17 protein-coding genes and 2 rRNA genes (1 of these 19 running past the window's edge) are annotated in these 25,984 nt (G+C 67.8%); 8 read left to right on the forward strand and 11 right to left on the reverse strand.

What is annotated here, in order from left to right; genetic code table 11:
- Together RVX_RS05230 and rrf are read left to right on the forward strand one after the other, a co-directional pair.
- Positions 1-1,431: ribosomal RNA gene (locus tag RVX_RS05230) — 23S ribosomal RNA — on the forward strand; it begins 1,497 nt to the left of the window's first position.
- A 103-nt stretch (positions 1,432-1,534) separates the two neighbouring features.
- A 5S ribosomal RNA gene (rrf, locus tag RVX_RS05235) occupies positions 1,535-1,649 on the forward strand.
- Between the two features lie 300 nt (positions 1,650-1,949).
- Here the strand turns inward: rrf and RVX_RS05240 are convergent.
- Positions 1,950-2,894: an endonuclease/exonuclease/phosphatase family protein gene (locus RVX_RS05240; protein WP_116305014.1), complete on the reverse strand. Its 945-nt coding sequence runs from the start codon at positions 2,892-2,894 to the stop codon at positions 1,950-1,952.
- Between the two features lie 319 nt (positions 2,895-3,213).
- On the opposite strand from RVX_RS05240, the gene RVX_RS05245 reads away from it, so the two are divergent.
- Positions 3,214-3,987, forward strand: a complete 774-nt coding sequence (locus RVX_RS05245) for an inositol monophosphatase family protein (RefSeq protein WP_230404405.1) — start codon at positions 3,214-3,216, stop codon at positions 3,985-3,987.
- 138 nt (positions 3,988-4,125) lie between these two features.
- On the opposite strand, the gene RVX_RS05250 is transcribed toward RVX_RS05245, so the two are convergent.
- The 4 genes from RVX_RS05250 to RVX_RS05265 all read right to left on the reverse strand — a co-directional run bounded on the left by RVX_RS05250 (position 4,126) and on the right by RVX_RS05265 (position 9,174).
- Entirely contained in the window at positions 4,126-5,496 is a 1,371-nt protein-coding gene (locus RVX_RS05250; RefSeq protein ID WP_230404406.1) for an MFS transporter, read from the reverse strand.
- A 186-nt stretch (positions 5,497-5,682) separates the two neighbouring features.
- The gene (locus tag RVX_RS05255) at positions 5,683-7,434 is read right to left on the reverse strand and encodes a tetratricopeptide repeat protein (RefSeq protein ID WP_172596526.1); all 1,752 of its coding nucleotides are present in this window, start codon (positions 7,432-7,434) and stop codon (positions 5,683-5,685) included.
- Between the two features lie 218 nt (positions 7,435-7,652).
- Complete coding sequence (locus tag RVX_RS05260) at positions 7,653-8,258, reverse strand: rhodanese-like domain-containing protein (RefSeq protein WP_116305017.1); 606 nt, start codon at positions 8,256-8,258, stop codon at positions 7,653-7,655.
- A 124-nt stretch (positions 8,259-8,382) separates the two neighbouring features.
- Positions 8,383-9,174 carry a 4Fe-4S double cluster binding domain-containing protein gene (locus tag RVX_RS05265; RefSeq protein ID WP_116305018.1) on the reverse strand — a complete coding sequence of 264 codons (792 nt, stop codon included), beginning with the start codon at positions 9,172-9,174 and terminating at the stop codon, positions 8,383-8,385.
- Positions 9,175-10,000: 826 nt separating this feature from the next.
- Here RVX_RS05265 and RVX_RS05270 point away from each other — a divergent pair.
- The 3 genes from RVX_RS05270 to RVX_RS05280 all read left to right on the forward strand — a co-directional run bounded on the left by RVX_RS05270 (position 10,001) and on the right by RVX_RS05280 (position 13,258).
- Positions 10,001-11,194: a quaternary amine ABC transporter ATP-binding protein gene (locus RVX_RS05270; RefSeq protein ID WP_116305019.1), complete on the forward strand. Its 1,194-nt coding sequence runs from the start codon at positions 10,001-10,003 to the stop codon at positions 11,192-11,194.
- A 41-nt stretch (positions 11,195-11,235) separates the two neighbouring features.
- On the forward strand, positions 11,236-12,123 hold the full coding sequence (locus RVX_RS05275; protein WP_116306374.1) for an ABC transporter permease: 888 nt from the start codon (positions 11,236-11,238) through the stop codon (positions 12,121-12,123).
- Between the two features lie 268 nt (positions 12,124-12,391).
- On the forward strand, positions 12,392-13,258 hold the full coding sequence (locus RVX_RS05280; RefSeq protein WP_116305020.1) for a glycine betaine ABC transporter substrate-binding protein: 867 nt from the start codon (positions 12,392-12,394) through the stop codon (positions 13,256-13,258).
- Positions 13,259-13,332: 74 nt separating this feature from the next.
- On the opposite strand, the gene mtgA is transcribed toward RVX_RS05280, so the two are convergent.
- From mtgA to RVX_RS05300, 4 genes are all read right to left on the reverse strand, one after another.
- Positions 13,333-14,562: a monofunctional biosynthetic peptidoglycan transglycosylase gene (gene mtgA, locus RVX_RS05285; protein WP_116305021.1), complete on the reverse strand. Its 1,230-nt coding sequence runs from the start codon at positions 14,560-14,562 to the stop codon at positions 13,333-13,335.
- Between the two features lie 149 nt (positions 14,563-14,711).
- Positions 14,712-16,268, reverse strand: a complete 1,557-nt coding sequence (locus RVX_RS05290) for a PhoH family protein (protein ID WP_116305022.1) — start codon at positions 16,266-16,268, stop codon at positions 14,712-14,714.
- Positions 16,269-16,660: 392 nt separating this feature from the next.
- Positions 16,661-18,604, reverse strand: a complete 1,944-nt coding sequence (locus tag RVX_RS05295; protein ID WP_116305023.1) for an AAA family ATPase — start codon at positions 18,602-18,604, stop codon at positions 16,661-16,663.
- 53 nt (positions 18,605-18,657) lie between these two features.
- On the reverse strand, positions 18,658-19,776 hold the full coding sequence (locus RVX_RS05300; RefSeq protein ID WP_116306376.1) for a type IV pilus twitching motility protein PilT: 1,119 nt from the start codon (positions 19,774-19,776) through the stop codon (positions 18,658-18,660).
- A 333-nt stretch (positions 19,777-20,109) separates the two neighbouring features.
- On the opposite strand from RVX_RS05300, the gene RVX_RS05305 reads away from it, so the two are divergent.
- Positions 20,110-20,913, forward strand: coding sequence for a prepilin peptidase (locus RVX_RS05305; RefSeq protein WP_116305024.1), 804 nt, complete (start codon positions 20,110-20,112; stop codon positions 20,911-20,913).
- 201 nt (positions 20,914-21,114) lie between these two features.
- Here the strand turns inward: RVX_RS05305 and RVX_RS05310 are convergent, their stop codons facing one another.
- Positions 21,115-21,708, reverse strand: coding sequence for a lytic transglycosylase domain-containing protein (locus RVX_RS05310; protein WP_371682093.1), 594 nt, complete (start codon positions 21,706-21,708; stop codon positions 21,115-21,117).
- A gap of 128 nt (positions 21,709-21,836) precedes the next feature.
- Between RVX_RS05310 and RVX_RS05315 the strand changes: the two genes are divergently transcribed.
- Positions 21,837-22,517: a DUF4124 domain-containing protein gene (locus RVX_RS05315; RefSeq protein ID WP_116305025.1), complete on the forward strand. Its 681-nt coding sequence runs from the start codon at positions 21,837-21,839 to the stop codon at positions 22,515-22,517.
- Between the two features lie 205 nt (positions 22,518-22,722).
- On the opposite strand, the gene RVX_RS05320 is transcribed toward RVX_RS05315, so the two are convergent.
- Positions 22,723-25,977: a PulJ/GspJ family protein gene (locus RVX_RS05320; RefSeq protein WP_116305026.1), complete on the reverse strand. Its 3,255-nt coding sequence runs from the start codon at positions 25,975-25,977 to the stop codon at positions 22,723-22,725.
- Positions 25,978-25,984 lie beyond the last annotated feature (7 nt).

Consider the following 25,984-nt stretch of genomic DNA (forward strand, 5'->3'; position numbering starts at 1 on the left):
GGTGCAAGCAGGTAGGCTTGAGGGTAGGCAAATCCGCCCTCTTCAAGGCCGAGACGCGAGTCCGTGACCGCAAGGTCTGAAGCTGTTGAGCCTCTACTGCCTAGAAAAGCTCCTAAGTTTAGCGCGTGCGAACCGTACCGGAAACCAACACAGGTGGGTGGGGTGAATAACCCAAGGCGCTCGAGAGAACTCTGGCCAAGGAACTCGGCAAAATAACCCCGTAACTTCGGAAGAAGGGGTGCTCTTATGGGTGAAAGGATTTACTCTCCAAGCCCGCGAGAGCCGCAGAGAAATGAGGGTGGCGACTGTTTACTAAAAACATAGGTCTCTGCTAAGTCGCAAGACGACGTATAGGGACTGACGCCTGCCCGGTGCCGGAAGGTTAAGAGGAGAGGTCAGCGCAAGCGAAGCTTTGAATCGAAGCCCCGGTAAACGGCGGCCGTAACTATAACGGTCCTAAGGTAGCGAAATTCCTTGTCGGGTAAGTTCCGACCTGCACGAATGGCGTAACGATCTCCCTACTGTCTCGGCCAGAGACTCGGTGAAATTGAAGTCGCGGTGAAAATGCCGTGTACCCGCAGAAAGACGGAAAGACCCTGTGCACCTTTACTATAGCTTGACATTGGGTTTTGGGCTTGCATGTGTAGGATAGGTGGGAGGCTGTGAACTCTGTACGCCAGTATGGGGGGAGCCATCCTTGAAATACCACCCTTGCAAGTCTAAGGCTCTAATCCATGCCCGTTACCCGGGATGGAGACAGTGTCTGGTGGGTAGTTTGACTGGGGCGGTCGCCTCCCAAACAATAACGGAGGCACGCAAAGGTTCCCTCAGCCTGATCGGAAACCAGGCGTCGAGTGCAAACGCATAAGGGAGCTTGACTGCAAGACAGACATGTCGAGCAGGGACGAAAGTCGGCGTTAGTGATCCGGTGGTTCCGCATGGAAGGGCCATCGCTCATTGGATAAAAGGTACGCCGGGGATAACAGGCTGATCGCGCCCAAGAGTTCATATCGACGGCGCGGTTTGGCACCTCGATGTCGGCTCATCACATCCTGGGGCTGAAGCAGGTCCCAAGGGTACGGCTGTTCGCCGTTTAAAGTGGTACGCGAGCTGGGTTTAAAACGTCGTGAGACAGTTTGGTCCCTATCTTCTGTGGGCGTAGGAGACTTGAGAGGGCCTGTCCCTAGTACGAGAGGACCGGGATGGACGCACCCCTGGTGGTCCTGTTGTCACGCCAGTGGCACAGCAGGGTAGCTATGTGCGGAAGGGATAACCGCTGAAAGCATCTAAGCGGGAAGCCTGCCTCAAGATAAGGTCTCCCTCTCTTCGGAGCTGAAGGGCCCGGGTAGACAACCCGGTTGATAGGCTGGAGGTATACATGCGGTGACGCATTCAGCTGACCAGTACTAATAGCCCGTGCGCCTTGTTTTCTTCTCTACACTTCCTTTCCACCCTGTTTGATTACATCTTTCGGTCCCGGCCGATGTGGCGGCGCTCAATAGCCAGCCTTGCCGGACGGTGACCAGAAATTTGTGCTGGTGTCCATGGAGGAGGGGGTACACCCGATCCCATTCCGAACTCGGAAGTTAAGCCCTCCATCGCCGATGATACTGCGTACTCTTGCGTGGGAAAGTAGGCCGATGCCAGCACTTATTTTCAAAAGGGATGCGACAAACCGCATCCCGACCCATCACGCAAAGGCCCCGGTGAGAAATCACCGGGGCCTTTGCGCGTTTGTGACAGGACGCGAGGGGGCGGGGGTTAGGAGCGTATTGGGCGAGTTTGTCGGCCTGCCTGTGGCGTTTGCCCACTTCCGTGTCGTTGCACTGCGGCGAAAATGGGGCCGGGCTGTTCGATGGATGCCTTCTGGGCTGTCAGCCGTGAAATTGCAAGGGAAGGCGCACATTCCGCCGTCCCTTTGTCTTTGGAAACGTGCCTCCAACTACCGCTCATCGGATCATCTGCGAAAGCACCATGTCGTCGATGTCGGTACGCATTTGCAGCCAGAGCGGCAGATGGTCGGACATCTGGTAGGTGAAGTCCGTCTTGCTCATGCCGGGGAAAAGCGCGTCGATGCCTGCTTCGCTCCCGTAGAAGTCCAGCACCCCGCCCGTGTTGGCGAAGTTTTCCGGGTAGGTGGGGTAGTGCAGGATCTGGTCGTAGCGCTTGTCCTTTTCCAGATTGGAACCGTGCGATAGCCCGGCAAGCCCCTTGGGCAGGCACAGCCCCCTGGACGTCACCGCCTGGTACAGCGGCCCGGTCGTGTCCGGCACGTTGAAGTCGCCCATGACGATCACGTCGCGATCCACGGCCCATTTTTCCGCGCGCTTGGCGTCCACCCATTCCGCCAGCAGGCGCAGTTCCTTTTCGCGCCCTTCCTCCGTGCCCCACTGGATGTGCGCGGTGATGACCAGAAAATCGAAGTTGCCTGAAGCGAACGACGCCATGTACGGCGGCCGCCACCACGAGGATTCCGGCAGGTATTGCGTGCCCGTCTTCTTGCGCGGCGGCGTGGCGTTCGCGGCCATGCCCTTGAAGGCCACGCAGCGGGTGTCATGGATGAAGGCCACCCGTTCGCGATTGCCGCCCGCGTCGGGAATCATGTCCGAGTACACCACCCGCCAGTACGGCCCCAGAATGTCCAGCACGCGCTTAAGGTCCGTCAGGTTGTCGCGCAGTTCCACCAGCCCCACCAGATCGAACTGACCGATGATCTCGGCGATGTAGTGCACGGCGGGTTCGGTCCGCCGTTTCTTGCCGAATTCACGGACGTTCCAGGTGGCGATGTTCAGCGTTTCGTCCACGCGCGAGGACGGGACTTTGGCCGCCTCCATGCGCGTGCGCAGTTCCAGAAGACCGGCCGCGATCTGCGGCGACACCTTGCCATGGAACATGGTGCTGCCCTCCTGTGAAGAGCGGATGACGCTGCCCCGGAATGGCCGACAGCATTTCTCCCCTCTAGGGTGAGCGAGTATCGAATGCCATTATAAGCAAGGTGATGGCGTGGTTCCCTCCGCGAACTCGTGATGGTAGGGAAGTGAGGCGGCCCTGCGGGCCGCGCCAGGTGTGCCGCGATGCCAATGGCCGGGGATGCCGTCTCGCAATCCTTCAGCATGGGATATCCACATGTCTTCCCCCTCGCCGTCCTGTTCTCCTCATTCCTTGCCGAGTGCGAATGCCGTTCACGATCTGGATATCGATTCCGCGCTGGTCGTGGCGCTTGATGCCGCCAAGGCCGGGTGCGCCGTGCTGTCGCGCGGCCGTTCGCGGCTTGCCGGGCTGCGCACCGCCACCAAAAGCCCCGGTGATATCACCACGGAACTGGACGCGAGGTCCGAGGCGGCCATTTTCGCGCGCATCCGGCAGGCCTATCCGGAACATGCCCGTTTGGGCGAGGAGACGGGCGAGGGAGCAGGCAATGCCGGGGCATCGCCGTACCGCTGGATTGTCGATCCGCTGGATGGAACGGTGAATTATGTGCACGGCATACCCTACTACGCGGTGTCGGTCGCGTTGGAAGTGGACGGGGCGGCGGTGCTCGGCGTGGTGGCAGACCCGGCCCGGCGCGAATTTTTCACGGCCGTGCGCGGCGGGGGGGCGTTTTGCAACGGGCGTCCGCTGAAAGTGGCCGGGCGTGCCCGCATGGACGAGGCCGTGATCGGCACCGTGGTGCCGCCGCCGAAGTGGCCGGGCATGGAGGCGTACCTTGCGCAGTTCTGCGCCGTGGCGCGCTGTGCGGCGGGAATGCGCCGTGGCGGCGCGGCCGCGCTGGACTTGGCTTACGTTGCCGCCGGGCGGTTGGACGGGTTCTTCGTGGTCAGTCTGAAGCGATGGGATTTGTCCGCCGGAGCCCTGCTGGTGCAGGAGGCGGGAGGGTGCGTGGCCGACATCGATGGCCACCCGGACCCGTTGCACGCCAACCGGCTTGCCGCCGCCAACGGGGCGTTATTGCCCGTGCTGCTGGAGCGGCTGCGGGTACCCGCGTAGGGGCGCGCGGGCTGCATCGGGCCGCGCAACGGCTGGCCGGGTTCCGCATGCGGCGCGGCTGCCTGCGGCCATGGGCCGGCACGCCACAAGGATGATCGGCCGGGGGGCAGGCGGACCCATCGGGCTCCGCCCTGCGCGTCAGCGGCCGCCCCGCGTCATGCCCTCGATGGCCGTGCCGCGTCTGCGCAGCCACAGCCCGAACCACAGCGCGTTGCCCAGGCAGACCACGCCCGCCAGCATGATGGCCCGCGAAGGCCCCACGGCGTGGGCCACCGCGCCCGCCAGCAGAGAGCCGAACGGCGCCATGCCGATGAACATCATGGAGAACAGCGCCATGACCCGCCCCCGGTAGGCATCGGGCGACATGGTCTGGAGCAGGGTGTTGGCAGAGGCCATCAGCACCACCATGCTCAAGCCCAGCGGCACCAGCACGGCCAGCGCGGGCCACACCGACCGGCACAGCGAGAAGGCGGTGAGGCTGGCCCCAAGGCCCGTGGCGGCGTACAGCACCCACCGGAAAAGCCCCTTGCCGCTGCCGCGCGAGGCAAGGCCCAGCGCGCCCGCCAGCGCCCCCATGCCCACGGCCCCCATCAGCAGCCCCAGGGTAGAGGCGTCACCCCCCAGCACCTTGTCCGCCACCACGGGCATCAGCACGGAATACGTGATGCTGATGAGGCTTGTGGCCCCCACCAGCAGCAGAATGGTGCGGATGCCCTCGTGCCGCGCCGCGAACCCGAGGCCCTCGCGGATGCGCTGCAACGTCGAAGGTCCGGATGGAGGGGGCACGTGCGCTGGCAGACGCATCAGCAGCAGCCCGGCGATGACCGCGACGAAGCTGACGCCGTTGAGCAGGAAGCACCAGCCTTCGCCCACGGCGGACACCAGCAGGCCCGCCAGCGTGGGCCCCACCATGCGCGCCCCGTTGAACATGGACGAATTCAGGCCGATGGCGGCGGGCAGGTCTTCCCGCCCCACCATGTCCATGATGAAGGCGTGCCGCGCGGGCACATCGAAGGCGTTGACGATGCCGAGGCCCGTAGCCAGCACGAACACGTGCCACACCTGCACGAGGTCGGTCATGGTCAGCACGGCCGCCACGAGGGCCAGCAGCATCGAGGCGACCTGCGTGCCGATGAGGATGGCGCGCTTGTCACGGCTGTCCGCCAGCGCGCCGCCGAACACCGAGAGCGCGAAGACGGGTATCTGCCCGGCAAATCCCAGCGTGCCCAGGGCCAGACTGGAACCGCTCAACCGGTACACCAGCCACGCCTGGGCCATGGACTGCATCCAGGTGCCCAGCAGCGATACGGCCTGCCCGGCGAAGAACAACCGGTAGTTGCGGTGGCGGAATACGCGCAGCAGGCCGCTGCGGCCAGATGCGCCGGTAAGGCTGGCGGCCTCGTTGTCCCCGGGGGACGGCGGGGCATGCGCCGGTTCTCCCGCCGATGGCGCCGGCCCTTGCTGTTCGCCGGGGGCGTGATGGACGTGGGGAGCGTGCACTGGAGGCATGTGGGGTCCGTGGTCGTTTGGCGTGCGAAGGAGGCCGCGTAACAGCACATCATGGCGCGCCAGCGGGGCGCATTCACCGCGTAGCCTGCGGGCTGCCGTGCCCGCTTTCCTGACCCGCCCGTCGCGCCTGTCCTGTCTGATTTGGCCGTCGCGCCGTCGCGCCTGCCGCCCGCCGGACGTGCGGCGTCAGTTGGTGGCGCGGGCGGCCTTGCCTGTCTTGGCGCTCTTGGCTTTCTTCTTCTGGACCGGGGCGGACGACTTCGTGCCGTTGGTCGATACCTTGGCGGACGAGGCCTCGGGCGCGGCCTGCACGGCGGGGGCGTCCTCTTGCACGGGTTGCACGGGCTGCGCGGGCTGCATGGACTGATTCGACTGTTCGGGCGTGGCGGGCATGTCGCTCATGCCCTGTCGGCCGGTGTCTTCGGGATGCCCCGGCGCCGCTTGCGGCTCGGGCAGGCCGGGAACGGCGGGCTGAAACTGCGGATGCGCCTGCATCCACTGCGCGGCGATGTTCTTGGAATGCACCAACTGGTCGGGCGTCATGCGCTGCTGCACCTCGGCCGCCACGGGGGCGGCGTCGCCATCGCCGAAGAGCATGGCGCGGGTCAGCCACGAGTGGGCGGTGACGATGTCCACCGGGGTGCCCTCTCCCTCGGCCAGCATGCTGCCCAGCAGGGTCATGCAGCGCGGGTGGCCGCCTTCGGCGCACTGGCCGAACAGTTGCAGACTGCGGCCAAGGTCTTTGGGCACGCCCTTGCCCTCGTGATGCAGGATGCCCAGATTGAGCCGCGAATGCTGGTCCCCCGCCTTCTCGCCCATCTGGAAATAGCGCACCGAGCTTGCCAGGTCCGGCTCCGTGCCCTGGCCCCGGTAGAGCATTTCGGCCACCAGGCCCATGGCGTCGGGGTTGCCGTTGTCGGCGGCCTCGCGCAGCAGTTGCAGGGCTTTCGCGTCGTCGCGTTCGGTGCCCATGCCGTAGCGGTAGTGCACGCCCAGCCAGAACCGGGCGCGCACCACGCCCAGCGCGGCGGCGCGCTCCGTCCAGCGGAAGGCCTGCTTCTGGTCTTCCGGCCCGGCCAGCCCCTTGCGGTGGTATTCGGCCAGCAGGTCGCAGGCCTGCGGATGGCCGCGTTCGGCCGCCAGCGAAAGCCACTTTTCGCCCTGCATGAAGTCGCGCCGGGTGCCGCGTCCGTACGTGTACAGCACGCCCACCAGGGTCTGCGCGTTGACGATGTCCTGCTCGGCGGCGGACATGGCCAGCGAGAACGCCTTGGCCTCGTCCTTCTGCACGCCCGCGCCGTCCAGATACATGCGCGCCAGCACGTCCTGCGCGGGGCCAAAACCCTGCGCGGCAGACTTTTCCAGCCACTGCGCGGCGCGGGCCGGGTCGGGCTGGCCGTCCGCGCCCTGCAGCAGGGCCATGGCGAAGGCAAACTGGTCCTGCGGGCGGGTGGGGGCCTCTATGCTGGTGCCGTCGGAAAGTTCCACCAGTTCGCCCACGGGGGCGGCGAGGGGGGCCGCCGTGGCGTTCCGGGGCGGTTGCGCCGGGGCGGTTGCCTGCCCCGCCATATCCGCCGTATCCGCTCGGTCTTTGCCTGCGTCCGCCATGCCCTCGGGTTGCACCACAAGGTCGGGCGTCGCGGGCTGGGCCGGAGCCGTGGCGGGCGGCGCGGCCTCTTCAGCCGCCTTGCCGTCGGCATTTGCCGCGGCGTCCTGTCCCGTGGCCTCGCGCACGTAGGTGGGGCGCTCCGGCAGCGCGGCCGTGCCTTTTTTGGGGGGCTTGCAGCCGCCCAGCAGCACTCCCCCCGCCAGCAACGCGATCAGCGCGAGCCGGGCGCAGAGGGCGGGGCGCGCCGCACGGCGCGCGCGGCCGGGCCTGGCGGGGGCATGGGGCAAGAACGAAAGGGAACGCGCGGCGATGCGGCGGGCTATGGTCATGGTCACTCCGGGTGTGCGGCTGCTGGCGGCGTGCGGAACGGGGCGAACGCATAGCGCTCGGGCGGCCGCGTCGAAGGTGTGGGCATAGCACGCGCCGGGGTGGGGGTAAACGGCTGCGGGACGGCTCCGACCGGTTGGGTCGAGCCGCCTTGCACTGCACGTGACTGGCGGAAGAAGAGGAAAAGGGCCGGTACGCGGACGCGCCGGGTGGGGGCTGCCTAGTGCGCGCCGCCGCCTTCACCGCCCGTGGAGCCGCCCCCCGTGCCGCCCGGCGCGTCGTGCCGCTTGGCGCGCGCGTGTTCATGGCCACCGGCCTCGCTGCCGCCCCGTCCGGGCTGACCGGTCTGACCGGGCTGCCCGGACTGTCCATTGGGGCCGGTGCCCATGGGGCGGTGCAGGCCGCTTTCGCCCCCGGCGGGGATGTGCCCGCCGGGTTCGCCGCGCACCGGAGAATGGCCGCAGCCTTCACCCGCGCGCAGGCCCTGCGCGCCGAGCCCTCCCGGCTCGCCGTGCTCGCCGCCGTGCTGCCGCTGCCATGCGGCCAGACCGCCTTCCAGATAGCGCGCCGCCACCCCGCGCGCCGCCAGGCGCGACTGGATGCCCCGGCTGGCCTCGCCCCCGCCCGCGCAGTACACCACGGCGCTGGTGCCTTCCGGAATGGAGGGCAGCCACGTGTCGGCCGCCGCCGGGTCGCGCCATTGCGAGCCGGGGATGGCCTCTGGATGCAGGGCGTGTTCGCTCTGGCTGCGCACGTCGAGCAGCAGCATGCGCTCTTCGCCGCAGAGGGCGTCGTCGAGTTCACGGGGGGTGATGGCGCGGACCATGGGGGCCTCCCTGGGCTGCGGTGTCATGCGGGCACACGGCTGTGACGGTTCGGCGCATCGGCCGGGCCGTGGCCCCGGGGTAGTCGCATGCGCGGAAAACCTGCGGGCTGCCCGAGCCGTGCGTTCAGGACGACTGCGGAAACAGGGTGAACTGGTCGTCCATCATGGTCATGGGCACGTCGTCGCGCCCGTGCAGCACACCCTTGCCGCGTGCGCCCCACGGGCACACCTTCACGCACACCCCGCACACCGAATGCCCGATGAGCGGACGCCTGGCGAAGTCTTCGCGCAGCAGGGTGCGGCAACGCTCGAAGTGCAGGGCCTCGTCGCGGCTTTCGTAGTGCGCGCCCGGCTCGTTGGGCAGCGCCGTCCCCTTGATGGCCCCGGCCGGGCAGGCGTCGGCACAGCGGGTACAGTTGCCGCAGCGGTTCATCAGCGGGCGGCCCGGCTGCAGGGGCAGGTCTGTGAGCACCGTGCACAGGCGGATGCGCGGGCCGTACAACGGAGAAATGGTCAGCAGGCTTTTGCCCTGCCAGCCCAGCCCGGCGGCCACGGCCACGGCCTTGTGCGAGAGCATGCTGGTGCAGGCCACGGGGTCCAGCGTTTGCGAGGCGGGCAGCGGCAGGGCGCGGCCGCCAGATTCCTGGATCAGCAGGGTGAGGCGCAGGGCGGTGTCGTCCAGGCGGGTGTTCACGGCCTGGTAATGATGGGCGTAGAGCGGGGTGGGGCCATCGACGATGTCGTCCAGCACGGGGTCCGCCAGGCGCACACCCAGGCTGATGGCCCGCGACCAGCCGTCCAGCAGGTTTTCCGGATGGGTGGGCAGGGTGCGCAGGCGGTCCAGGTCGGCCACGCCGAACAGACTTGCCCCCCACCGTAACGCCGCCTGTCGCAAGGAAAAACTGTCCACGGCCATGCTTGCCTCCGCAGCGTGCTGCCGTCATGGATGGCATGTTTTCCGCCTGGGTGCAACGGCCTTGGGCGCATGGGCGAACCGTTTCCGAGGTGGCGTGGTACGCCTGAAATATCGGGGATTGTCATGAAAATACATTGCGGGTGGACACAGGACATTTTTTGATTTATATCTAGAAAATGGTGCCGGTAGTTGATTGCATCATGCAACTAAAACATGCTGCCGCACGAAATTGAAATATTATGCTTCGATGTCCTGGAGGATATTGAGCGCACGGGCCAGGGCCAAGGAATGCCTGCCCGCACGCACATGAGTTCGGTTTGATGATGGCCTCCGGAATAGTGTGACTTTCCGGTGCGCGATATTCAGGATGCAGTCGCCTTGCGCGGCCCGTGCCTTTTGGTGTGCCTTGCGGCCCGGAGGGTGGCGGCCGTGTCGTGGCCCGTGCCGCATGTCCGGGCGCCCGCCTTGTGCGGGTGCTGTCGGGGGCGGCTGTCCTCGCGGCGTGCCCGCAGGGCCGCCGCGTGGTCCGCTTCACGCTCCCCGCCGTACTGCATCCGTTCCGTGTCTCCCTCCCGTGCATCCCCACGAAAACATGACGCGCGCCCTCGCCGGGTGTTGCCCCCAGCCGGTCCGTCCGTGTCCGCCCTTTTGCGGATGACGCACGGCATGGCCGGTGGCGGGTTCGCCCTGGTGCTTTGGCGGGGCCGCACCGCCCGCACCATGCACGGCGGGTGCATCTGGTCCGGTCCGCTCCGCCCGTTCCCGTCAGGTCCGGCGCGGGCCTTCCGAACCGGGACACCGATGGCGCGAGCCCACAGGAGGCAACATGGCCAAGATAGAAATCCGCAACCTTACCAAGATATTCGGGCCTGCGCCGGAAAAGGCGCTGGGCATGGTCCGCGAGGGCAAGCCCAAGGACGAGATATACAAGCGCACCAGGCACGCCGTGGGCGTCAACCGCGCCACCTTCGACGTTGAGGAGGGCGAGATCGTGGTGGTCATGGGCCTTTCCGGCAGCGGCAAATCCACCCTGGTGCGCTGCCTGAACCGGCTCATCGAACCCACCGACGGCATGGTGCGCATCGACGGCGCGGACGTGACCTCCCTTTCGGTGAAGGACCTGCGCGCCCTGCGCCAGCGCACCTTCGGCATGGTGTTCCAGAACTTCGCGCTGTTTCCGCACCGCACGGTGCTGGAAAACGCCGAATACGGGCTGGAGGTGATGGGGGCGTCCAAAGCGGCCCGGCGCGACAAGGCGGCGGAAGCCCTGGCCCGCGTGGGCCTTGGCGGGTGGGAAGCGGCCCGGCCCGGCCAGCTTTCCGGCGGCATGCAGCAGCGCGTGGGCCTGGCCCGCGCCCTGGCGCTGGACCCGGACATCCTGCTGATGGACGAGGCCTTCAGCGCGCTGGACCCGCTGATCCGGCGCGACATGCAGGACGAGTTGCTGCGCCTGCAGGACGACGTGCGCAAGACCATCGTGTTCATCAGCCACGACCTGGACGAGGCGCTGAAGATCGGCGACCGCATCGTGCTCATGCGCGACGGGGCCGTGGTGCAGGTGGGCACGCCCGAAGACATTCTGACCAGCCCGGCGGACGACTACGTGGCCCGCTTCGTGGCCGACGTGGACATTGCCCGCGTGCTCACGGCGGGCACGGTCATGAAGCGGTCCGAGGCGGTGGCGGTGCTGGGCGTGGACGGCCCGCGCACGGCCCTGCGCAAGATGCGCAATCACGCCATCGCCACCCTGTTCGTGCTCGACCGCAACCACAAGCTGTTGGGGCTGGTCACCGCCGACGACATCGCCGACCACATGGCGGGCGGCGAGCGCGACCTTGCGGCCATCATGCGCACGGACATCACCACCGTGCCGCCTGAAACCCCCGCCTCCGAACTCATCCCCCTCATGGCCGGGCTGCCCCACCCGCTGGCCGTCACCGACGAGCGCGGGCGGCTGGCGGGCGTCATCGTGCGCGGACTGTTGCTGGGGGCGCTGGCCGAACGCGGAGGGAACGCCTGATGGAGGTGACGAACATGACGAGCGTGACGAGTATGGCGGATATGACCGGCCTGCCCGATCTGACCGGTCTGCCCGATCTGACGGGCCTGCTGGAAGCCTTTCCCCGCATTCCCCTTGGGCAATGGCTGGAGGCGGCCATCGACTTTCTGGTCACCCACCTGGCCCCGGCCACGCGGGCCTTTTCCGCCGTGACCGAAAGCGGCCTGGACCTGCTGGAGGCCGGGCTGGACGCGCTGCCTCCCCCGCTGGTCATCGCCGTCGTGGGGCTGGCGGCGTGGCGCGTTACCCGCAAGGTGGGGCTTGGCGTGTTCGCCGTGGCCGGGCTGGCCCTGGTCTGGAACATGGGCCTGTGGCAGGCCACCATGAGTACCCTTGCGCTGGTGCTGGTGGCCACCCTGCTGGCGGTGCTGGTGGGCATTCCGCTGGGCATTGCCGCCGCCATGAGCGACCGGGCCCGCGCCGTGGTCATGCCCGTGCTGGACGTGATGCAGACCATGCCCGCCTTCGTCTACCTGATTCCCGCCATCCCCTTCTTTGGCCTTGGCAAGGTGGCCGCCGTGTTCGCCACGGTGATCTTCGCCATGCCGCCCGCCATCCGCTTTACCTGTCTGGGCATCCGGCAGGTGCCCGCCGAACTTGTGGAATGCGCGGAAGCCTTCGGCACCGGGCGCTTCCAGCGGCTGGTGAAGCTGGAACTGCCCCTGGCCGCGCCCACCATGCTGGCGGGCGTGAACCAGACGGTCATGCTGGCCCTGTCCATGGTGGTCATTGCCGCCATGATCGGCGCGCGCGGCCTTGGCGGCGAGGTGTGGAAGGCCATCCAGCGGCTGGAAATGGGCAACGGCTTCGAGGCGGGCATCGGCATCGTCATCGTGGCCATCTGCCTTGACCGCATATTGCAGCATGTGGGGAAGCGGGTGGGCGGGTAACAGACTGTTGGAAAACCAAGTTCATGCGGGGGAGGGGCCCTTTTGGAAAAGGGTCTCCTCCCCCGAACCCCCTCCTCCTAAAACTTTTATTTGTATTCTGCGTACCTTACGAGAGTGCAGAGAAAAAGGGATTCCAAGAGGCGACAGCCACTTGGCCGCTGGAGGTGTCCCAAAGCAGATTTTTCCAACTGCCTGTTAAGGCCCCGCCCACACGCCCCGCATCACATCGCCGCAGTGCGCGGCATAACCTCCAACAGAGGAGCACGACATGAAGAAGATACTGCTGATGACCGTGGCGGCCCTGCTGCTGACGTCGCAGGCCCTTGCGGCCCCCGCGCCCGTTGCGGGGGACGGCAAGCCCGTTCGCCTTGCCTACGTGGAATGGGACTGCGCCACGGCCAGCACCCATCTGGCCAAGGCGGTGATCGAGGACAAGTTGGGCCGCAAGGTGGAAGTGCTGCCCGTCAGCGCCGCCGCCATGTGGATGGCCGTGGCCTCTGGCGACGTGGACGGCATGGTCACCGCGTGGCTGCCCGTGACCCACGGCGACTATCTGAAGAAGGTGGACGGCAAGGTGAAGGACCTTGGCCCGCTGGTGGGCGGGGCGCGCCTTGGCTGGGCCGTGCCCGACTACGTGCCGCTGAAGTCCATCGAGGAACTGAACGCCAACGCGGACAAGTTCAAGGGCAAGGTCATCGGCATCGACCCCGGCTCCGGCCTGATGAAGCTGTCCGAAAAGGCCATGCAGGAGTACGGGCTGAATAAGCTGACCCTGGTGGAGGGCAGCGGGGCCACCATGACCGCCGCGCTGGATGACGCCATCCGCCGCAAGGAATGGATCGTGGTCACCGCCTGGTCGCCGCACTGGATGTTCGGCCGCTGGAAGCTGCACTACCTGGATGACCCCAAGAAGACCCTGGGCGAAGAGGAGCGCATCCACACCGTGGTGCGTAACGGCCTGGACAAGGACATGCCCGAGGTCTACGCCTTTCTCGACCGCTTTCGCTATGCCAACGCCAACCAACTGGAAACGCTGATGGCCTGGAATCAGGAAAAGGGCGCGGACCTCATGGCCAACGCCCGGCGGTTCATGAAGGAACACCCCGAACTGGTCAAGGAGTGGCTGGGGAAGTAGGGAAAAGGGAAGAAGAAAGAAATGAAAAGCGCGGCGGGTAACCGTCGCGCTTTTTTTGCCGGGATGCGTTTGCGCTACCCGCCCCCCATCCGCCGCTCCATGCGCGAATGGATGATCGACGCCCGCACCTGCACCCCGCGCGAGGTGCCCGTGGGCGACCAGCGCAGGGGGTTGGGCAGCACCGCCGCAAGGCGGGCCGCCTCCCAAGAGGTGAGCGCGGCGGCGGACTTGCCGTAGTGATGGCGCGCGGCGGCCTCCGCCCCGAACACCCCGTCGCCCCATTCCACCACGTTCAGGTACAGTTCCAGAATGCGCTTTTTGGGTAGTTCGCGCTCCAGGCGCCAGGCCATGATGGCCTCCTTGGCCTTGCGCGACAGGCTTTTTTCCGGGGTGAACCACAGGTTCTTGGCAAGCTGCTGGGTGATGGTGCTGCCCCCGGCGGCAATGCGCCCTTCCTCGATGTTGCGCAGGAATGCCTCTTCCATGCCGTCGAGATCGAACCCCTCGTGCTGCCAGAACTTGTCGTCCTCGGCGATGGTCACGGCCAGCACGAGGTTGCGCGAGATGTTGCCCAGGCTCACCCAGTTCTGGCGGTAGCTGGGGCCGCGCCCCTGCCGCGCCCACTGCGCCTGCCGGTATTCCATGAACGAGGTGACGGCGGGGTTCTGTTTCTCCAGCCGTTCCACGGGCGGCCACACCGCGTAGCGGGCGATGTCGCCCCCCATCAGCAGCGCCACCAGCAGCGCCAGCCGCACGGCCAGCGGCCAGCCGGAGCGGGGCGCGCGCGGGCGCGTGGGGCCTTGCGGCGTTTTTCGTGGCGGGGTGGGCGAAGTGGCGGGCGGCTGCATGCTCAGGTAGGGGGAGGAGCGGTGATCGGCGTCCCGCGGCGATGCGCTGGGGCCGCCGTGCGTCCCGGTTTCCTGGCTACCACCAGAACCCGGCACCGTGCCCGATTTTCCAGAGATTCCTGCCGAACTGGCCGGACTGGCGGCCTTGCCGCCCTTGCGGCCCAGCAGCGCGCCCACCACGTGGGCGATGACCGCCCACAGGCCGCGCGCCATGCGCCACACGGACACGGCCAGCCAGCGCAACGCGCCGAATATCCCACGGCCTGTTGCCGTCACCGCCAGCGTCAGGCCCAACGCCACCCCCCGCAACACGCGGCCCGCCAGCCAGCCTACGCCGTGCAGCGCGCGGCCGGTCAGACCGCCTTCGGTGTGCGGGGCGGGCAACTGGATGTCCGGCAGATCGGCTGCGGACGTGGCGGGGGCATGGCCCCTACGTGGGGTGTGGTGGCTGGACATGCAAGGATGCTATCCGTGCCGCACCGGGTGCGCAAGGGACCCGTGCGGCCATTTTGTCCCTCGCCGCCGGGCCGGGCGTCATCACGACAAAGGGCGGATGCCTCGCGGCATCCGCCCTTCGCGGTTCTTACGGCAGGTCCGGGTTAGTTCTACAACCCCGCCGCCACCACCATGTCGGTGATGGGGCCGCGGCTCTTGCGGCCGCGCAGCACCAGGTGGGCATAGCCGGGGTTGCCGCGCAGCAGGCGCACCAGCCAGTTAAGGCCGTTGTTCTCCGGGCTGTTGAAGGGGGCGTCCACCTGCTGGGTGTCACCCATGCAGATCACCTTCACGTTGCGGCCCATGCGGGTGAGCAGGGTGCGCAGGTCTTCGCGCGAGAGGTTCTGGGTTTCGTCCAGTATCACCACGCAGTCTTCCAGGTTGCGGCCGCGCGTGTAGTTGATGGGCAGCACCTGGATCACCTTGGGGTTCAGGCGGCTGAGGCTGGTGCCGTTGGGCGTGGCCGCCAGCGCGTTGGGGGCGCGGCGGTGCTCGTTGTGCAGCTTCAGCATCAGGTCCACGATGTATTCCATGTACGGGTCGGTCTTTTCGGTCAGGTCGCCGGGCAGGTAGCCCAGCTTGGGGCCGATTTCCACCAGCGGTTTGGAGATGAAGATGCGCTTGTGGCGCTTTTCCTTCAGCACCATTTCCAGCGCGCAGCCAAGGGCCAGGAAGGTCTTGCCCTTGCCCGCCGTGGATTGCAGGCTGACCAGCGGAATGCCGGGGTCCAGCATCAGGCGCATGGCCAGCGCCTGGTACACGTCGCGCGGCACGATGTTCCACGGCGTGGCGGCAAACTTCACCTCGTGCGTATCCAGCGCGTGGTCGTGGAACAGGGGGTAGGCCCCTTCCCAGGTGAAGCTGTTGGGCACCACGTCGGCGGGCGCGACGAAGCCGGTGTAGCGTTCCGATTCCGAGCGGAAGGGGATGGAGCAGCGGTATTCCTCGCTGCGCAGGCCGGAACTGGTGTCGGCCATGATGCGCAGCAGCCGGTCGTTGGAGACGAGCACCACGGGTTCCTCGCGCGGCACGGTGGCCAGCAGCGAGCGGGCGTCGGCGATGATGTACTGGTCGGGGGAGGATTTTACCTCCGGCGCGGAGGAGGGCAGGGCCAGGGCCTGGTAGTCGCCGGTGACCACCCGCAGATGCCCCTGGGTGACGGCTGCCTCCACGGCGGATACGGCGCGGGATACCAGGTGGGCCTTGGCGGGCTGGCGTTTCAGCTTGTCCAGTTCCTGCAGGACGGTCTGGGGCAGGTAGCAGGCGTTCTCGCTGCCGCTGCGCAGCTGCTCGATGCAGCCGGGGTCTTCCAGCAGGACGTTGGTGTCGATGACGTAATGCTTGCGGATTTCTCCGGCGGAGGGGCGCGTTGCGGCCTTGCGGCGTCCCGCCGCGCCAGTTGCGGCTGTCGCTGCGGTCTTGCCGCCCGGTTTGCCGGTGGGGCGGGGGGCCGCGCGGGCGGCGTTCCTGAGGTCGGCGTGGTGCGCCTGCTTGTGCTCCTCGAAATCCTCCAGTGACGAGAGCCTGAGCTTGCCGTTGCGTTCCGGCAGGGGCGGGGCCTCTTCCTGCATCGCAGAAGGCGCGGGGACGGATGTGGCGCCGGTGACGGGGACAACCCGTTCCTTGCGGCGCTTGCCGTTGCCTGCGTCCACCTTCTTCTTCGCCATGGGTGCTCCTGGGTTGGGGGCCACGAGGCGGAATGGGCGGGGCGACGTGCGCTCCCTATTTCGAGACTCTAGAAAATCTTTAGCGCGGTTTCACCAAATAAGGAAGCATCCCTCGGCGTGCGTTGCGTGAGGATATGGTGACGGCGCGGTGACGGCGGCGCGGGCGCGCGTTGGAAGGGCGTGACGGCGCGGTTCCGGATACGTCGCGCGCGCGCGTGACCGGCGCGTGGCATACGGCGCGAGGCATACGGCGGAGCAGGGTGGGGCACGGTGACGGGCGTTGCCACCCCGGCGAGATGGTACGCGCAGCCGGGGCCGAACGGAATGCGGCCCGGCAGTGCTGACGGGCCGCCTGGGTTCGTGCGTGGTGCACGGCCGGGAACGTGGCCGGATCAGTCGAAGTGGCGGTAGAACACCGCGCCGTCGCCAAAGGCGGGTTCCACCGTGGCGGCGGGAAATCGCTGGAACAGCCGTTCGGCCGCGGCGTGGGCCTCGGCGGGTTTGGCGTAGAAGCGTGGCGGCATCAGGTAGAAGCGCAGCCCCCGGTCGGGCTTCCACACCGGGGCCAGCACCACATCCCGCTTGCCGCCGCCCTTGGCGCGCAAGGCGCGGTAGGCTTCTTCCACCGTAGGGTGGCTTTCCAGCAGCAGGGCGCACTGGCCGCGCCGCTCCATGCCCGGCTCCGTGGCGATGGCGGGCAGGGCCAGGATGGTGTCCGACGGCAGGCGGTTGGGGTTGGTGATGGCGGGGTTGGCTTGCAACACCGCGTCCAGCACGGCGGCGGCGCGCCCGTACACGGCGTCCAGCAGGCTGAGCAGGGTTTCGCCGCGCGGCAGCACCACCATGCCCAGCCGGGCGGGCGGCGCGGTTGTCGCGCCCGTGGGGCCTGTGGAACCTGCTCCGGGCAGCGCGGCCGTTGCCGGGCCAGCCATGGCGGGGGTTGCCGCCTGCGGCCGGGCCGATGCGCTGGCGCGCGTTTCCGCGCCGGGCGCGTTGGCTGGCGCAGCGTCCTTGCCTGTTCCGGTGCCGGTTTCCGCGCCGGACAGCCCCAGAGAGGCCAGCAGCGGACGGAAGAAGCCCACCATGCCGCCGTCCGCTGCTCCTTCTGCGGGCGCGGGCGTGGAACCCGCCATGCCGACATCGGCCACCTGTACGCCCTTGGCGGCCCACGGCAGGTGCAGTTCGCCGCCGCGCAGCATGTGCCCGCCCGTCCACATCCCCGCGCCCAGCAGCAGGGCGGCCAGCGCGACGTAGCCCGCCACGCGCAGCGGCCCCGGCCCGCCCCCGACCGCAAGGCCGACAAGTCCCGCCGGGCCGGTTTCCAGCCTGCCGCCCAGCCCGGCATCGCGGCTGGCGAAGGCGTTCACCTCGCGCCAGGTGACGCGGCGGCGGTTGTTTATGAGCAGGTTCATGACCAGTTGGTGGCACAGGCGCATGATCTTGCGCGGGTAGCCGCCGGTGGCGCGGTGCACGGCCAGCAGCGCGGGCAGGGTGAACAGCCGCTCCCCGGCGGGGCCGCCCGCCAGGCGCAGCCGGTGGCGCACCAGGCGGATGGTTTCGCGCGGCGAAAGGGGGCGCAGGGGCAGGTATTCGTTGATGCGGTCGCGAAAGTTGGGCAGCGCGGCGATGGTGTCTTCCAGTTCGCGCTGGCCGAACAGGATGATCTGGAGCAGCTTTTCGGTGTTGGTCTCGAAGTTCAGCAATTCGCGCAGCACTTCCAGGCATTCGGGCAGCAGCTTCTGGCCTTCGTCGATGCACAGCACCACGATGCGCCCCTGCTCCTGCGTCAGGCGCAGCAGGGCGGTCTGGATGCGTTCCACCGCCTCGCGCCGCAGTTCGCTGCCGGGGGCCGCCCGCGCGGCGTCGCCCGGTGCGTGCGCCGGGGCGCTGCTGACGGTGATGTGCGCCGGAGTGGGGCCGAACCCGTCGTCTTCGCGCATACTGCCGATTCCGGCGTCGGGCGCGTTCACCGTATCGGCTGCGGCCGCCTTCGCGCTGGTCCCGCCCGCCGGGCTGGCGGCCGGGCTGGCAGAAGGCCCGGCCAGCAGTTCGCACAGGTGCAGGGCAAAGGCTTCCGCGCTGGCGAATCCGGGGTCCAGAATCAGGTGGGCCGTCACTTCCGGCTGTTCGGCAAAGGCGCGCAGCAGGCAGCGGCACAGGGTGCTCTTGCCGGTGCCCACCTCGCCCAGCACCACGTTCAGCCCGCGCCGCAGCCGCACGGCGATTTCCAGCCGGTGCAGGCACAGTTCGTGGCCGGGCGCGCGGTAGTACGAGAGCGGGTCTGGCGAGGTGGAAAACGGTTCGCGCGAGAGGCCGAGCAATTCAAGATAGTTCATGGCGTATCCTTGAGCGCCTTGGCGTCCTTGGGGTCCGTGGGGGGGGCCGCCGCTCAGAAATCGTCGTCCGTTGCGTCCGATGCGCTGGCCGCGCGGCCCATGGCGGTGGGGCCGACCCCGGCCAGATACGGCTTGAAGCGCGGCTTGTCGGCCACGTGCACGGCGGCGTCGCGCGGGTGGATCAGCCCCGCGCCCAGCAGCCGCAGGATGTCGTCGTCCAGGGTCTGCATGCCCGCGTTCTTGCCGGTTTGCAGCACGCTGGTCAGCTGGTAGGTCTTGCTTTCGCGGATCAGGTTGCGCACGGCGGGCACGCCCAGCATGATTTCCAGCGCGGCCACCCGGCCCGGCCTGTCGGCGCGCGGAAACAGCACCTGCGAGATGACGGCCTGCAGGGTTTCCGAAAGGCTGGTGCGGATCTGGGCCTGCATTTCCGACGGAAACACCTCGACGATGCGGTCGATGGTCTTGGGCGCGGAGATGGTGTGCACCGTGGACAGCACAAGGTGCCCGGTTTCCGCCGCCTCCAGCGCCAGGCTGATGGTTTCGAGGTCGCGCATTTCGCCCACCAGGATGATGTCCGGGTCTTCGCGCAAGGCACCGCGCAGGGCTGCGGCAAAGCTCTTGGTGTGGCGTCCCACCTCGCGCTGGTTGATCAGGCACCCGCGCGGCTCGTGCACGAATTCCACCGGGTCTTCGATGGTGATGATGTGGTCGCGGCGGTGGGTGTTGGCGTGGTCGATCATGGCCGCCAGCGTGGTGGACTTGCCGCTGCCGGTGGGCCCGGTAAGCAGCACGAGGCCCTTGGGCAGCATGGCCAGGTCGCGCAGCAGCGGGGGCAGGCCCAGCGCCTCCACCGAGGGGATGTTGCTTGGAATCTCGCGGAATGCCGCGCCCACGCCGCGCTCGTGGCGGTAGAAGTTGGCGCGGTAGCGGGCCATGCCGGGCACGGCGTAGCCGAAGTCCAGGTCGCCTGTTTCGGCGAATTCCGCGCGGCGGGCGGGGGGAATGATCTCGTCCAGCATGGCGGCGAGGTCCGCGTCGTCCAGCGCGGGCTGGTCCAGCCGTTGCAGCGTGCCGTGCACGCGCACCATGGGGGTGCAGCCGCTGGAAAGGTGCAGGTCCGAGCCGCCAAGCCCGTGCAGGATGTGGAAGAACTGGTCGATGCGTGCCATGCGTGGTTCCTTGCGCCGCACGGGCGGCAGCGGGGGATGTGCGTGCGCGGGGCCGGTTGTGGCGGTCGTGCCGGTCATGTCGGTCATGCCGGTCATGTCGGTGTGCCGGTCGGGTCGGTCGTGCGCCAGCGTGCCTCGGTGCCTTGCCGCCGTTGCGAAGCGTTTCCGCCGTTGCGGGCGCGCAAGGCCCGCGCGCCGCTCTCGCGCCCGGTTTTCAGGCTGGCCCGATCCTATGCGGATGGGCGGAATAATCAAGCATCGTATACTAATGGCGTCACATGGCCCCTTCTGCTAGAAGGCGGGTGCGCAACGGCGCAGGAGGAACCGACACCCATGCCGTTCACCGATCCCGCCGTCTTTCCATGGCTGGCGCTGGTGCTGGGCCTTGTGCTTGGCAGCTTCTACAACGTGTGCATCCACCGCGCCATAGAGGGCCAATCGCTGCTGTGGCCGCCGTCGCACTGTCCGCATTGCGCGGCGCGGCTGCGCCCGTGGCATCTGGTGCCCATCCTCAGCTATCTTGTGCTGCGCGGCCGCTGTCATGCCTGCGGCCAGCGCATCAGCCCGCGCTATCCCATCGTAGAGGCCGCATCCGGCCTGCTGGCCCTGCTGCTGGCGCTGCGCTTTGGCCCAACGTGGCCCTTCGCCGTGTACATGGTGTTCGGCGGGGCGCTGCTGGTGGCCTCGTTCATCGACTTCGAAACGTTCATCCTGCCCGACGTCATCACCCTGTCCGGCGCGCTGGCCGCCCCTGTGGCCGCCGTGCTGCTGCTGGACATGCCCCTGGCCGACAGCCTGATCGGCGCGGCGGCGGGCGGCGGCGCGTTCTGGCTGGTGCTGGCGGGCTTCAAGCGGGCGCGCGGCATCGACGGCATGGGCCTTGGCGACGTGAAGCTGATGGTGCTCATCGGCGGGCTGTGCGGCTGGCAGGCCCTGCCCGTGGTCACGCTGCTGGCGGGCCTTTCGGCCCTGCTGGCAGCCGCGTGGTTTCTGCGCCGCCGCGAAGCGGGGCAGTCGGCCCGCGAGGTGGCCATTCCCTTCGGCCCGTTCCTCAGCCTGGGCGCGGTGGTGTACATGCTGTACGGCCCGGCCATCGTGCGCTGGTGGTTCGGGTTCGTCACCGGCAAGCCCGCGTAGCCAGCCAGCAGCCATCCTTTTTACAACGGGCGAAAGGACAAGTTGTAACTGCCTCTAGGGGCTGTTTCTAAATAAGGCATTTCGTTCGTTGGCAAGGAAAACAAGCCCGCCATGAGGGAGTATACTCTTCTTGTATTCGACCGAAATGGCAGGTGAAGTTTGACGATGCCAACGGGCGAAAGGACAATTTAGAAACAGCCTCTACCGCGAAAGCCGCGCATAGGTATCCATCACCTTGGCCACGTACTGCTGCGTTTCCGGTATGGGCGGGATGCCGCCGTGCTTCGCCACCCGTTCCGGCCCGGCGTTGTAGGCGGCCAGCGCCAGCGGCAGCTCGCCGAAGCGGTCCATGAGCGATTTCAGGTAGCGCACGCCGCCCTCCACGTTGGCGTCGGCGTCGAACGGCGCGGAAACGCCAAGGTCGCGCTGGGTGCCGGGCATGATCTGCATCAGCCCCTGCGCCCCGGCGGGCGAAACGGCCGTGGGGTCGTAGTTCGATTCCACGGCTATCACCGCCTCCACCAGCTTCGGGTCCACGCCGTGTCGCGCGCCGTGCCGGGCGGCCAGCCCCTTGATGCCCACCGGCCCCACCGCCTTCACCAGTTCCTGCACCCGAAACCGTCCGAACACCCGGTAGCGCGCATCGCCCTTGGGCTTGTCGGTCAGGTGCACCACGCCGTCCTCGTCCACGTAGCGGTAGATGGTGACGACTTCTGCGGCGGCGGCGGGGCGGACGAGCGCGCCGCACGCGCCAAAGGGCGCGGCCATGGCCACCAGCAACGCGGCGGCCAGCACGGCAGCGCGGCCCCGCCCGCGCCATCTAATGGGCGTGGCTGATGCGCCGTTCCTGGTGTATGGTCCGGATTGCGGGGCGAATGCCCACGGTAGCGACGAAATTTGTACGCGATGCATGGGAGGTGCCGATGTTCTCACCGAAAAAGCCGGGTTTGCCGCTTGCGGCATTGCTGGTGGCGGGGCTGCTGCTTGCGCCGGGCACGGCCCTTGGCGGCAAGGTGTACATATGGACCGACGAGAAGGGCGTGAAGCACATTTCCGACACGCCCCCGGCGGCAGCGCCCGCCGACATGAAAAGTCTTTCCGCCACGCCCAACGCGGGGCGGGTCGATGCCCCGTCCGACCCCTCGCCTGGCAACCCGGCGGGCGTCGCCGCTGTGCCGGGCGTTCCGGGGCCGGGCGAGGGCGGCACGCATGTCGTTGACGGCGTGGTGGTGGGGCCGGACGGCCAGCCCGTGCTGGGGCCGGACGGACAACCCGTGCGCGTCGCCCCAGACGGCCAGCCTGCCGCACCCGGCCAGCCCGCACTGGACGCCGACGGGCAGTTGCTTCCGGCCATTCAGGCCGGGCCGGACCCCAAGGCCGAAGAGCGCGAGGCCCTGCAACGCCGCCTTGAGGAACTGCTAAAGGAAAAGGACGCCTACGACCTTGCCAACCGCCGCGCCCGATCCTCTGGCGACGGTTACGCCAAGCAGCGGTCGCGCTACTACCAGAACGAGGTGGAAGGGCGCATCAACGAGGTGCAAAGCCGCCTCAAGCTGCTGTCCCCCGAAGGGGCCGAGGCGTCCGGCGAGGGCGGCGGCCAGTAGCGGCCCGCCTTCCCGGCCCTTTTCCCCGCGTCGCCTTCGCGCCGCGTTCACCCCGGCGTTGGGCCGCTGCCCGGCCATGTCTTCCACTATCCAGCAAGCACGCGCCCCTCGAACAACGGGGGGCGCGCTTTTTCCTGCCCTGTTCCTGCCCTGTCCCTGCCCTTGTCTTGCCTGTCCTCGGCGTGTCCGCGCCTTTCCCTGCCGCCTACTGCTGGATGGGCGGCAGAAAGCCCTTGCCGCCGCGCAGGTCCAGTTGCAGCCCGAAGTCGTCGAAATACAGGTTGTCGCCGCTGGGGCCGCTGGTGACGATGGATATCCCTTCCGACGGCGAAAACACGGGGTTGGCGGCATCGTACGCGGGTGAAAGCAGGTTGGTGCTGCGCACTATGGTCAGCCGGTCGGTGCTGTCGCCCAGCCGTTCGTTCATGCCGGTGGCCCCCACGGTGTTCACGCCGTCCCACTGCACCAGGGTGAAGTAGTCGGTGGTGGATGTCCACTGCTCGTAGTCGTCGGGTATCCAGTTCAGCTTGGCGTCGGTGGTGGTCAGGCGCTGGTTGGAACGGCGGGTGTTGTCGTAGGGCGTGGCGTTGCCCGTGGTCGAACTGCCCGCGTCGGAATAGTAGATGCGGATGTAGTTGCTCTTGGCGCCCAGCCCGCCCGCCCCGGTGGCGGCATGCTGCACGTTGTCCACCCGGATTGCCTGGTTGGCGCTGAAGTTGCCTTGCGTGGTGTCGATGTTGGTCAGCACCAGCGTGCCGGCTGCGGTGCCCGACGACCACGCCCCGCCGGTGACGATGGGCGGCCCGATGACCCGCGCCTTGGCCCCGGTGGCGGTGGTTATCTCGTCGTCGTAGTTGATGCGCAGCGTGCCGCCGGAACCGTCCGCGCCGCCCCCGCTCTGGAAGGCCAGAGACTGCCCCTCCACCAGCCGCACCAGCATGGTGGGCCAACTGGTGAGCCGGTAGCGCTTGTTGCTGTCGGTGTAGGTCACGATGCCCGACGTGCTGCCCGTCAGCGCCTTGTAGGCCAGCCAGCGGAAGTTGCCGTCGCGCCGTTCCCACAGCAGGATGGCGGGCACGGAATACTTGTAGCGGATAAGGCCCAGAAAGCCGGACCGTATTTCGCTGTTGCTGTCCGAAAGGAACAACGGGCCGGGGTCGGCGGCACTGTTGTAGTAAGGCGCCAGCGCCGTGGGCACGTCGCCTTCCCAGTACCAAGAACCGCCAAACACGCTGGTCATGCGGTAGCGCACGAACGAGATGCCGAAGGAATCCAGGTCGTCGCCCGCCGCGTTGTTGCGGGCGCGAAACAGCACGCCCCCAAAGAATTCCTGCGCGCTGCCCTGGTCCGGGTCGTACATCTTGAATTGCAGGTCGTAGCTCAGAAAGCCTTCCGCGTCGCTCCAGCCACGGGCCAGGTTCACGTTGGTGGCCCCCCAGTTGAAGAACAGCGTGCTCCACTGGTTGCTGCCCGTCAGCCAGCTGAAGAAAGCCCCCACCCCGCTGGTGGATGCCGTGGCCATGCCGGTGATGTCCAGCGCCGAACTGCCGTCCGCCGTGGCCACCTGGTGCCCGCCCAGATGCCCTTCGCTGGAACTGCCGGTGTACCACGCGCTCAGGTTGGCGAAGGTGTCCTGATACTGTTCCTTGCTGAAGTTGCCGCCGCCCAGAATCCAGCCGATGGGCACGTTGTAGATCACCTCGCGCGCCATGCCGCCGGGCGGGGTGCCCGTGGAATGCAGGCGCAGGTAGGCTTCCAGCGTGATGTTAGAGGCGGCGGTAAGCGCCAGGTTGGACCACGTGACGCCCTGGCCCTCCACCAACCGCACGTCTTCCAGCGTGTTGCCCGTCTTGCGGCGGTACACGTAGGCCACGCGGCCGGTGTGGGTGGTGCCGTCGCGGATGGTGAACATGCCGTTCACGTTGGGAAAGGCGGAGACATGGGTGGAATTGAGGGTAAGGTTGCCGCGCTGGGTCACGGTCTGGCTGGCGCTGGGCTGCCCGCTGAAAAAGACGTCCGTGCCCGATGAGATAAGCGGCGAGGGCGTGCTGGTAAGGGTGAAGGTTACCGTGTCGCCCGAAACAGCAATGTTGTTGTAGGTGTAAAAGGTGGACCCGGTGCCCACGCGGATGCGCCCGGTGGTGTTGGCGGGCAGGGTGGGCGGCGTGCCGTAGGCGCGCGTGGTCAGGGTGGTGCCGGTGTTGTTGGTCACCTCGTACCAGTAGGGTTCCACGCCCAGGGTGAACGAGCCCGCGTTGCCCGACAGGTTGTAGGTGGAGCCGTCCATGGTTTCCAGCAGGTCCTTGCGGGCCTGCTCGTCGCCCGCCGCAAGAAACATGCTGCCCGCCGCGCCAAAGCCAGATTCCGCAAGGTAGTAGGCCTGGTCGCCCTGCACGGCCGAAATTTCGCCCATCAGCGATCCGGTCATCATGGGCACCAGGGTGGCGGCCAGCACCGAAAAGGCCATGATGGTCACGATGACGCTCAGCAGCACGGCCCCGTGCTGCCGCTGCGCACCGGGGGCGATGCCGCCCGCCTCTTGCCCGGTCCTCGCGCGCGCGGCGGTGCGGCCCCGGCGCAGGGCGCGCCCCGTCACGGCCACCAGCAGCACCGACAGCGCCACCGTGGCCGCCAGCCAGCCGGGGGCGTGCACGGCCATGCCCGCCAGCGCGGCCACGGGCGTCAGCGCGGCAAGGGTGGCCACGCGCAAAGGTTCGTGCGCGGCCACCACGCGGGCCATGTCCGGCCCCACGGCGTAGTAGGCCCGCACCAGCGCCCGCCCGCCTGCCCACGGCAGCAGCAGCCTGTCGCGGAACTGGCGCAACTGCACCACCACGGGGTGCCCGCCGTCGCCCGCCGCCGCCGTGGCCACGAAGCACACGTCGTAGCGCGCCAGCGAAGGGGGCGCGGCATTGGGGCTGGCCCCGCCCCGGTTTTCGTTGTTGCGGGGCACGATGCGGTTGGTGAAGGTGCGGGTGGTGCCGCCCGGCGCGGTGAGGGTGAAGGTGACGTCGATGGCCGAAAGCAGGCGGGCGTCGGTGGTGGATGCCCAGGTGGTGCTTGATGTGTCTTCCTGCCAGTAGGTCAGCCCGAAGGCCGTCACGTTGTCGATAAGCGTATCGCCGTTGGCAGCGCCGCCGGTGCCGTCGGCAACGCGGATGGCCTGCGCGTTGGCCACGTACTGGATGGACCGGTTGAACTGCGCCGTGCCTTGCGCGCCCACGTTGCGGATGACCAGCAGGGTGGAGGTGCTGTTGGCCGGAACGTCCACCAGTTCCACAATCTCGCGGGTCAGGCGGTCCATGGCCAGTTGCGCTTCCTGCGCCAGTTCGCTGGCCTCGCGCGCCTGCACGAAGCTGCGCGCCCCGGTGACAATGCCCACCCCGGCCACGGCGGCCAGCAGGCCCGTAAGCATCAGGACCACGACGGTTTCGATGAGGGTGAAGCCCTTGGCGTTCATGGCATGT

Origin of the sequence: Nitratidesulfovibrio sp. HK-II, assembly GCF_003402415.2 — a bacterium.
Classification (GTDB): Bacteria; Desulfobacterota; Desulfovibrionia; order Desulfovibrionales; family Desulfovibrionaceae; genus Cupidesulfovibrio.